Origin of the sequence: Arenimonas sp. (genome assembly GCF_035721105.1) — a bacterium.
Taxonomy (GTDB): domain Bacteria; phylum Pseudomonadota; class Gammaproteobacteria; order Xanthomonadales; family Xanthomonadaceae; genus Arenimonas.
Map to the genome: position 1 here is coordinate 19932 of NZ_DASTNG010000032.1, position 8899 is coordinate 28830.

Sequence of the window (8899 nt, forward strand, 5' to 3'; positions counted from 1 at the left end):
CCATGCCGCACCCCGTCCCCCTGGGCTGGCGTGAGTGGCTGTCCCTGCCCGGGCTGGGCATCGCCGCGGTGCGCGCCAAGGTCGACACCGGCGCCCGGTCGTCCGCGCTGCACGTGCTGGACCAGGAAACCTTCCACCGCGACGGCACCGAATACGTGCGCTTCCTGCTCGACACCGGCGTGCACGGCCTGGCGCCGCAGCCCGCGCAGGCGCGGGTGATCGACCGGCGCCGGGTCACCGACTCCGGCGGCCACGTCACCGAGCGGCCCTTCATCCTGGCGCGGCTGCGCATGGCGGGGCTGGAATGGGAGGCCGAAGTGAACCTGACACATCGGCGGAACATGCTCTTCCCGATGCTGCTGGGCCGCACCGCGCTGGCCGGCCGCTTCCTGGTCGATCCGGCCAGCTCCTTCCTCCAGGGCGATCCGCCCGAAGGCCTCGTCCCGCCGTGAAACTCGCCCTGCTGTCCCGCAACGCCAAGCTCTATTCCACCCAGCGCCTGGTCGAGGCCGGCCGCCAGCGCGGCCACGTCGTGCGCGTGCTCGACCCGCTGCGCTGCTACATGCAGATCGCACCGGGCCAGTTCCTGATGCGCTACAAGGGCAAGCCGCTGACCGGCATCGACGCGGTCATCCCGCGCATCGGCGCCTCGGTCACCCGCTACGGCAGCGCGGTGCTGCGCCAGTTCGAGCTGATGGGCACCTACACGCCCAACGGCTCCGACGCGATCCTGCGCGCCCGCGACAAGCTGCGCTGCCACCAGATGCTGGCCGGCGAAGGCCTGGGCCTGCCGCTCACCGTCTTCGGGGACAACCCCGACGACACCACCGACCTGCTGGGCATGCTGGGCAAGCCCCCGCACGTGATCAAGCTCAACGAAGGCACCCAGGGCGCCGGCGTCATCCTGGCCGAGAACGCCGCCGCCTCGCGCAGCGTGGTCGAGGCCTTCCGCGGCCTGTACGCCAACTTCCTGGTGCAGGAATTCATCGCCGAGGCCAAGGGCTCGGACCTGCGCTGCTTCGTGGTGGGCGACCAGGTGGTCGCGGCGATGCGCCGCCAGGCCGGCGAGGGCGAGTTCCGGTCCAACCTGCACCGGGGCGGCAAGGCCAGTCCGGTCAGGCTCAGCGAGGATGAGACGGCCACGGCCCTGCGCGCCGCCCGGGTGATGGGCCTCGGCGTTGCAGGCGTGGATCTTCTGCGCTCGAAACGGGGCCCATTGGTGCTGGAGGTGAACTCAAGCCCCGGCCTGGAGGGCATCGAGGCGGCCTCCGGGGTCGATGTGGCGGGGGCGATCGTGGACTTCGTCGCGGCCGGCGTCCGGCCCCGGCCCAAGGCCCCCCGGAAGACCGCCGGGGCGGCCGCCGGCCGGACCCGGAAATTAACCAAAGCGTGAGCCGGATTTAACGACTATTTAATGCCCCCCGGCCTAGCCTTGCGAAGCCGGTAAGCCTGCTGGGAACTCCTCGTCAGACGAACCATTCATGGATTACGGCAATCGGGGCAGTAGCAACCTTTCGGCCCGGGCTGGCGCCTCTGAGCGTCCCCGGGCCTTTTTCTTTCCCGGATAGGGAATGCCCCGTCCGTCTGGCAGAATCGGGGACGGCACCATCCCGCTGAGCGCATAAGGGCCGCCTGCCCTTGAAGAAGCCATTGAATGCGAATCCTGGTGGTCGAGGACAACCGTGACATCGCCGCGAACCTGGGGGATTACCTCGAGGACCGCGGCCATACCGTCGACTACGCCGCCGATGGCGTCACCGGCCTGCACCTGGCCGTGGTGAACGACTTCGACGCGATCGTCCTCGACCTCAACCTGCCGGGCATGGACGGCCTGGAGGTCTGCCGCAAGCTGCGCCAGGAAGGCCGCAAGCAGACGCCCGTGCTGATGCTCACCGCCCGCGATTCGCTGGACAACAAGCTCGAAGGCTTCGACTCCGGCGCCGACGATTACCTGGTCAAGCCCTTCGCGCTGCAGGAAGTGGAGGCGCGCCTGGCCGTGCTGGCCCGCCGCGGCAAGGCCGCGCAGCCGCGCGTGCTGCAGGTGGCCGACCTCGAATACAACCTCGATACCCTGGAGGTGCGCCGCGGCGGCAAGCTGCTGCAGCTCAACCCCACGGCGCTCAAGATCCTGCAGTCGCTGATGGAGGCCTCGCCCTCGGTGGTGACCCGCCAGGAGCTCGAGACCCGGGTCTGGGGCGAGGAGCTGCCGGACAGCGACTCGCTGCGCGTCCACATCCACGGCCTGCGCGCCGCGGTGGACAAGCCCTTCGACAAGGCGCTGGTGCAGACCCGCCACGGCATCGGCTACCGGATCGCCGACCCCGAAGCAGGCTGACCGCATGCGCTACCGGCGTAGGCTTCGCAGCCGGATCATCCTCTCCTTCTTCCTGTTCGGGCTGGGCCTGACGGGCCTGTTCGCCGCGGCCACGGTGCTGCTGCGCGAGCGGCTGGAGGACCAGCTGATCGGCGAGGCGCTGTTCGAGAACGTCACCGACTACGCCGAGGAGTTCCGGCGCAACCCGGACGATCCGATCGGCGTGCAGTTCGAGAAGATCAAGGGCATCGTCTTCAGCGAGCGCCGCTTCGGGAACGTGCCCTTCAACTGGCGCGACCTGCCCGACGGCGTGCACGAGATCACCGACCTCGACGAGAACGGCCGCTCGCGCACCTACAAGCTGGCGGTGAAGAAGGATCCGGATTACTGGTTCTTCCTGAGCTACGACATCGCCCAGGAGCGCGCCAGCCAGCAGCAGCTGTCGTACTCGCTGGTGGGCGTGGTGTTCCTGTTCTCGCTGCTGTCGCTGGTCATCGGCGTCTGGTCGTCCAAGCGCGTGATCAGCCCGCTGACCGACCTGGCCCGGCGCATGCGCGCACTGGCCGGCAGCGAGAAGCCCGAGAAGCTGGCGCCGCACTTCGCCGACGACGAAGTGGGCCAGCTGGCGGCGGTGCTGGACGACTATGCCGAGCAGATGACGGCGCTGGTGCGACGCGACCGCGAGTTCAACTCCGACGTCAGCCACGAGCTGCGCACGCCGCTGGCCGTGATCCGCGGCGCCACCGAGCTGCTGCTGGCCAAGCCCGACCTGCCCGACAAGACCCGCCAGCGCCTGCTGCGGATCGAACGCGCGGCGGTGCAGAGCACCGACCTGACCACGGCCCTGCTGCTGCTCTCGCGCAACGAGCGCGGCGTCGGCCACACCCTGCTGCTGAAGCTGTGCGAGCAGCTGGCGGACGCCAGCCGCACCCAGCTCGGCGGCAAGCCGGTGGAAGTGCTGGTCGAGGGCGACCCGTGGGCGGTCGTCGAAGCCCCGGAGGCGGTGCTGGCGGTGGCGCTGGGCAACCTGATCGGCAACGCCTGCAAGTACACCAATGCCGGCGAGGTGAGGATCATCGTCGAGGCCGACCAGGTCCGCATCGAGGACACCGGCCCCGGCCTGAGCGAGGAAGACGCGGCGCGCCTGTTCGAACGCGGCTACCGCGGCTCCGGCGCCGGCGGCACCGTGGGTGGCGGCATCGGCCTGTCCATCGTCCGCCGCCTGTGCGAACTCTACGACTGGCAGGTCTCCATCGCGCCTCGCCCGGAGCACGGGGCCGTGGCCACGCTGAGGTTCGTGGCGGTGGTGTAGCGGGCGTGTTTGAACGCGGATCAGAGCGGAAAATTCAGATAAGAGCGGATAGAGCAAACGATAGTTGGGTTTCCGCCGGGCGAGTCATCTCGCGAAGACCCACTCAAGGTTTGCTCTATCCGCACTTATCTGAATTTTCCGCTCTGATCCGCGTAAACTTTTTTAAGCCCCCACGTACTCGAGCCAGCCATGGTCGTCGGCGATACGCCCGTCGAAGAGACCGAAGTAGAGGTCCTGGATGCGACGGGTGACTGGCCCCGGCTTGCCGGTGCCGACCTGGCGGCCGTCGACCGAGCGGATGGGCGTGATTTCCGCCGCGGTGCCGCACATGAAGAGCTCGTCGCACAGGTAGAGGTATTCGCGCGGGATGTCGCGCTCGACCACCTCGATGCCGCGGGCCTTGGCCAGGGTGATGATGGTGTTGCGGGTGATGCCGTTGAGCAGGGCCGCGCTGACCGGCGTGGTGTGCAGGGCGCCATCCATGACCAGGAACAGGTTCTCGCCGGCGCCCTCGCTGAGCAGGCCGGTGGACGCGAGCGCGATGCCTTCGCCGAAGCCCAGGCGGCGGGCCTCGCGCGCGACCAGCTGGCCCGACAGGTAATTGCCGCCGGCCTTGGCGCCCGCGGGGATGGTGTTGGGCGCGAACCGCTGCCAGCTCGAGACGCAGGCGTCGATGCCCGCTTCCAGCACGTCGGGGCCCAGGTACGGACCCATGTGCCAGGCGGCGATGGCCAGGTCGGTCGGCGTGTCGGCCGAGAGGCCGAAGCCGCCGAGGCCGCGGTAGGCGATCGGGCGCAGGTAGGCGCGCTCGAGCTGGTTCGCGGTGATGACCTCGCGGCAGGCCTGGGCCAGGGTCGGCACGTCGTAGGGCATCGGCATGTCGTAGATCTTGGCCGAGGCGTAGAGGCGCTTGAGGTGGTCGGTGAGGCGGAAGATGGCCTGGCCGTTCGGCGTCGCATAGCTGCGGATGCCTTCGAACACCGACGAGCCGTAGTGCAGGCCGTGCGCCATGACGTGCACGGTGGCTTCGGCCCAGGGCTTGATGCGGCCGTTGTGCCAGATGTGTTCCGGGTACTGCATCGCCATGGCGGACTCCTGCGGGGAAGCGCGCAGTTTATCCGTTCGGCCGCCCGCCCGCGTCAGAGCGCCAGCCACCAGCAGCCGACGTTGCGGTGCAGGCGGAAGCGGGTGCTGCGGCTGGCGGCGTTGGCATCGCCCGCCATCTGCTCCACGTCCAGGCCGATCGGCGCCTGCCCGCGGGGCGCTGCCAGGTCCGCCTCCGGCGCTTCCTGGGGGCGGGCGGGCGCCGGCGCATCCGGCTGCGCGTCCGGACCGAAGGCCAGCAGCGGGTCCGGTGCGGCCGGCGTGGGGGGGTAGGCCAGCGCCACGGCCACCAGCGGCCGGGTGGCGATCGCCTCGAGCTCGTCCATCACTTGCCGGCCGGTGCCGCTCCCGGTGCCGGTCCAGTGGTAATAGCTGGCGAGCCGGTTCACGTCGCGCGCCTCCAGCGCGGTGCGCACGCCCACCAGCAGGTCTTCGGCCGTGCGGGCGCAGCCGCGGGGCGCGAAGCCTTCGGCGGTGGCGCCGCCCGGCGGCACGGGTGCGCCCTTGGGCACGGCGTCGACGCTGGCGCAGGCGCGGTCGGTGAAGACCGTGTTGCCCTGGGCGTCGGTGCAGCGCTTCACGCCCTGCGCCCGGGCGGGCAGGGCGGGGACGAGCAGCAGCAGCAAAAGGACCGTCAGGCAGCGCATGCCGGGAGGGTAGCGCGAAGTTCAGCCCAGGCGGGCGATCACGGCCTCGGTCGGCTTGGCGAGGTTCAGCGTGTAGAAGTGCAGCTCGGGCGCGCCGCCTTCGACCAGGCGCCGGCACATCGCCGCCACCACGTCGGCGGCGAACTCGCGGATGGCCTCGACGTCGTCGCCGTAGGCCTGCATGCGCTTGCCGATCCAGCGCGGGATCTCGGCGCCGCAGGCTTCCGAGAACCGGCGCAGCTGGGTGAAGTTGGAGATCGGCATGATGCCGGGGATCACCGGCACGTCGAGGCCTTGCTTGCGGACGTCGTCGACGAAGCGGAAGTAGGCGTCGGCGTTGAAGAAGTACTGGGTGATGGCGGAGTCGGCGCCGGCCTCGACCTTCTCCCTGAAGCGCCTGAGGTCGGCCAGGGCGTCCTCGGCCTGCGGGTGGGTTTCCGGGTAGCAGCCGACTTCGATGCGGAAGTGGTCGCCGTGCTCGGCGCGGATGAAGCGCACCAGGTCGGAGGCGTGGTGCAGGTCGCCCGGCCGGGCCATGCCCGAGGGCAGGTCGCCGCGCAGCGCGACGATGCGGTCGCAGCCCAGCGCCTTGTACTCGCCCAGCAGCTGCCGGATCTCGTCGCGGGTGCCGCCGACGCAGCTCAGGTGCGGCACGCCGTTGAGGCCGTGGTGCCCGCGCAGCCGCCGCACGGTTTCGCCGGTGTACGAGAGCGTGGAGCCGCCGGCGCCGAAGGTGACCGAGACGAACTCGGGCGCGTGGCGCTTGAGCCGGCCCACGGTGCGATCGAGCTGCTGGCGCTGCTCGTCGGTCTTGGGCGGATAGAACTCGAAGCTGTAGTGCGGCATGGCGGTCCCTTCGGCGTCTGCCCCGAACTATATCGCTCCATCCGGATGAAAGGAACAGCAAATGAACCAGGTTCATTTGGCTGGCCGGCCGGTGGCAGTGGCGAGGGGGATGGCGGGCCAAATGAACCTGGTTCATTTGCTGTCGCTTTATTGTCGGCGGGTGCCAGAATTGGGGGATGAGCATTGCCCTGACCGAATTCGCCCGCATCCGCCTGTTCCCGGCTGACGGCCGTCGAACGGCCATCCAGGACATCACGCCCGAGCAGTTCGTCGCGCGCCTCAACGCCGAGCCGCCCGAGCGGGTGATCCCGGGCTACGCGCCGTTCTGTCGGCTGCACGTGCACCGGAACTGGACGTCCACGAAGTGCTCGGTGATTCCGATCACCGACGCCAACCGCCACCAGCTGCGCAGTGCCTACGAGGCCCGCACCCGCGAGGAGTTGCCGGTGCTGGTGCGCTGGTTCGAAGGCCTGGCGCCGCCGGTGGCGAACTACCTGGTGCCCATCCTCTACAGCCGCGGGCAGATGGCGAAGGAAGGCACCCCAATCGACGCCGACTGGGGCATCGTCGGCTGCCTCTACACGATGGACCCCGACGAGATCCCGATGGTCCCCATCACCATGCTGCGCAACGCCCTGGGCGTGGAAGAGGGTGGCTCCGGGGTGGCCCTGGATCGTGCCGCCTACCGCCGCAGCGTCGCCTTCTGGTCGGTCCATGCGAACTGGCGGTAAGGGCCTTTTAACGCGGATCAAAGCGGATGGACGCGGATAAAAGCGGATAAGACTGGGGTTGTCGCCGGTGGGCCACGGCTTGGCGGCGAAACCCATTCGATTTGCTCTATCCGCTTTGATCCGCGCCCATCCGCTCTTATCCGCGTTAGAAATAAAAGCGTCCCCGAAGCCCGAAAAGAAACGGGCGCCCGAAGGCGCCCGTTTCGTCACACGTTGGAGCGTGAATCAGTAGCGGTAGTGGTCCGGCTTGTACGGGCCGTCTTTCGAGACGCCCAGGTACGCGGCCTGCTCGTCGGTCAGGGTGGTCAGCTTCACGCCGATCTTCTCGAGGTGCAGGCGGGCCACTTCCTCGTCCAGCTTCTTGGGCAGGATGTAGACCTTGGCCTCGTAGGTTTCCTTGTTGGCCCACAGGTCGATCTGCGCCAGGGTCTGGTTGGCGAACGAGTTCGACATCACGAAGCTCGGGTGGCCGGTGGCGCAGCCCAGGTTCACCAGGCGGCCTTCGGCCAGCAGGAAGATCGCGTTGCCGTTCTTGAAGGTGTACTTGTCGACCTGCGGCTTGATGTTCAGGCGCACCGCGTCGGACTCGTTGAGCTTGTCGACCTGGATCTCGTTGTCGAAGTGGCCGATGTTGCAGACGATGGCCTGGTCCTTCATCTTCGACATGTGCTCGAGGGTCAGCACGTCCTTGTTGCCGGTGGTGGTGACGTAGATGTCACCGCGGCCCAGCGTGGCCTCGACCGTGTTGACCTCGAAGCCTTCCATCGCCGCCTGCAGGGCGTTGATCGGATCGATCTCGGTGACCACGACGCGGCAGCCGTAGGCGCGCAGCGAGTGGGCCGAGCCCTTGCCGACGTCGCCGTAGCCGCAGACCACGGCCACCTTGCCGGCCAGCATCACGTCCATCGCGCGCTTGAGGCCGTCGGCCAGCGACTCGCGGCAGCCGTAGAGGTTGTCGAACTTCGACTTGGTGACCGAGTCGTTGACGTTGATCGCCGGCACCAGCAGCTTGCCGGCTTCCAGCATCTGATACAGGCGGTGCACGCCGGTGGTGGTCTCCTCGGACACGCCCTTCCAGTCCTTGACCACGCCGGCCCAGAAGCCCGGGCGCTCCTTGGCCACGCGCTTGAGCAGGTTCTTGATCACCTGCTCCTCGTGCGAGCCCGAGGCCGAGTTCACCCAGGTGGTGTCGCCCTGCTCGAGCTCGTAGCCCTTGTGGATCAGCAAGGTCACGTCGCCGCCGTCATCGACAACCAGCTGCGGGCCGCGGAATTGATTGGAGCCGCCGCCCGGGAAGGTGAGCGCGTCGAGCGTGCAGTCCCAGTATTCCTCCAGCGTCTCGCCCTTCCAGGCGAACACCGGCGTGCCGGACTTGGCGATCGCGGCGGCGGCGTGGTCCTGGGTGGAGAAAATGTTGCAGGACGCCCAGCGCACGTCGGCGCCCAGGTCCTTGAGGGTCTCGATCAGCACCGCCGTCTGGATGGTCATGTGCAGCGAGCCGGTGACGCGCACGCCCTTGAGCGGCTTGCCGGCGGCGTACTTCTTGCGGATGGACATCAGGCCCGGCATTTCCTGCTCGGCGATGTCGATTTCCTTGCGGCCCCAATCGGCCAGGGACAGGTCGGCGACCTTGTAGTCGGCAGCGAGGTTTTTCACAGCGTTCATGGATAAAGCTCCGTTGGTGAGCACCCGCGGCCCGCTCCGTGTAGGAGCGGCGTAAGCCGCGAAAGCAACTCGTAAACGGGCGCAGTTGATCAGTGAACCCTCGCCGAGCCTGATCCCTTGCCCGCATTGCGCGGGCCGGGCTTGCAGCGCCCCTCGGCGGGGTGGGGGTCCTGGGGACCGGCGGGCATTATATCGGGTGGTAGGGGTCGCCGCGCGTCAAGGCGACGTTAGGGCGGATGGAAGGGGCTCGCTGGGCAGTCGTGCATGCCCCCGGCCTGGC

The 8899-nt window shown here is 68.6% G+C and carries 9 protein-coding genes and 1 riboswitch; of the genes, 5 read left to right on the plus strand and 4 right to left on the minus strand.

Going from position 1 to position 8899, the window contains the following annotated elements:
- The first annotated feature begins 2 nt into the window (after positions 1-2).
- The 4 genes from VFQ84_RS04315 (at position 3) to VFQ84_RS04330 (ending at position 3626) form a co-directional block, all read left to right on the plus strand.
- On the plus strand, positions 3-452 hold the full coding sequence (locus VFQ84_RS04315) for an ATP-dependent zinc protease (protein WP_325129572.1): 450 nt from the start codon (positions 3-5) through the stop codon (positions 450-452).
- Positions 449-1393: a 30S ribosomal protein S6--L-glutamate ligase gene (gene rimK / locus VFQ84_RS04320; protein WP_325129573.1), complete on the plus strand. Its 945-nt coding sequence runs from the start codon at positions 449-451 to the stop codon at positions 1391-1393. Before VFQ84_RS04315 ends, rimK begins: the two co-directional genes overlap by 4 nt.
- A 261-nt stretch (positions 1394-1654) precedes the next feature.
- Positions 1655-2335 carry a response regulator transcription factor gene (locus VFQ84_RS04325; protein WP_290885383.1) on the plus strand — a complete coding sequence of 227 codons (681 nt, stop codon included), beginning with the start codon at positions 1655-1657 and terminating at the stop codon, positions 2333-2335.
- Between the two features lie 4 nt (positions 2336-2339).
- Complete coding sequence (locus VFQ84_RS04330) at positions 2340-3626, plus strand: HAMP domain-containing sensor histidine kinase (RefSeq protein ID WP_325129578.1); 1287 nt, start codon at positions 2340-2342, stop codon at positions 3624-3626.
- Positions 3627-3788: 162 nt separating this feature from the next.
- Here VFQ84_RS04330 and VFQ84_RS04335 read toward each other — a convergent pair whose 3' ends face one another.
- The 3 genes from VFQ84_RS04335 to metF are packed head-to-tail and all read right to left on the minus strand — an operon-like array spanning position 3789 to position 6223.
- Positions 3789-4712 carry a branched-chain amino acid transaminase gene (locus VFQ84_RS04335; protein ID WP_325129580.1) on the minus strand — a complete coding sequence of 308 codons (924 nt, stop codon included), beginning with the start codon at positions 4710-4712 and terminating at the stop codon, positions 3789-3791.
- Between the two features lie 53 nt (positions 4713-4765).
- Positions 4766-5377, minus strand: a complete 612-nt coding sequence (locus VFQ84_RS04340) for a DUF4124 domain-containing protein (RefSeq protein ID WP_325129582.1) — start codon at positions 5375-5377, stop codon at positions 4766-4768.
- 21 nt (positions 5378-5398) lie between these two features.
- Positions 5399-6223 carry a methylenetetrahydrofolate reductase [NAD(P)H] gene (metF, locus tag VFQ84_RS04345; protein ID WP_325129583.1) on the minus strand — a complete coding sequence of 275 codons (825 nt, stop codon included), beginning with the start codon at positions 6221-6223 and terminating at the stop codon, positions 5399-5401.
- A 176-nt stretch (positions 6224-6399) separates the two neighbouring features.
- Here metF and VFQ84_RS04350 point away from each other — a divergent pair, with 176 nt between their 5' ends.
- A complete protein-coding gene (locus tag VFQ84_RS04350; RefSeq protein ID WP_325129585.1) occupies positions 6400-6954 on the plus strand; it encodes a DUF3228 family protein in 555 nt (184 codons plus the stop codon).
- Between the two features lie 225 nt (positions 6955-7179).
- On the opposite strand, the gene ahcY is transcribed toward VFQ84_RS04350, so the two are convergent.
- On the minus strand, positions 7180-8619 hold the full coding sequence (ahcY, locus tag VFQ84_RS04355) for an adenosylhomocysteinase (protein WP_325129588.1): 1440 nt from the start codon (positions 8617-8619) through the stop codon (positions 7180-7182).
- Between the two features lie 70 nt (positions 8620-8689).
- A riboswitch (S-adenosyl-L-homocysteine riboswitch) is annotated at positions 8690-8780 on the minus strand.
- Between the last annotated feature and the right edge of the window lie 119 nt (positions 8781-8899).

Bases quoted from the DNA above. Each gene is read 5' to 3' on its own strand.
- VFQ84_RS04325 (WP_290885383.1), top strand. From the start codon at position 1,655: ATGCGAATCCTGGTGGTCGAGGACAACCGTGACATCGCCGCGAACCTG.
- ahcY (WP_325129588.1), bottom strand. From the start codon at position 8,619: ATGAACGCTGTGAAAAACCTCGCTGCCGACTACAAGGTCGCCGACCTG.
- VFQ84_RS04335 (WP_325129580.1), bottom strand. From the start codon at position 4,712: ATGGCGATGCAGTACCCGGAACACATCTGGCACAACGGCCGCATCAAG.
- VFQ84_RS04340 (WP_325129582.1), bottom strand. From the start codon at position 5,377: ATGCGCTGCCTGACGGTCCTTTTGCTGCTGCTGCTCGTCCCCGCCCTG.
- metF (WP_325129583.1), bottom strand. From the start codon at position 6,223: ATGCCGCACTACAGCTTCGAGTTCTATCCGCCCAAGACCGACGAGCAG.
- VFQ84_RS04330 (WP_325129578.1), top strand. From the start codon at position 2,340: ATGCGCTACCGGCGTAGGCTTCGCAGCCGGATCATCCTCTCCTTCTTC.
- VFQ84_RS04350 (WP_325129585.1), top strand. From the start codon at position 6,400: ATGAGCATTGCCCTGACCGAATTCGCCCGCATCCGCCTGTTCCCGGCT.
- VFQ84_RS04315 (WP_325129572.1), top strand. From the start codon at position 3: ATGCCGCACCCCGTCCCCCTGGGCTGGCGTGAGTGGCTGTCCCTGCCC.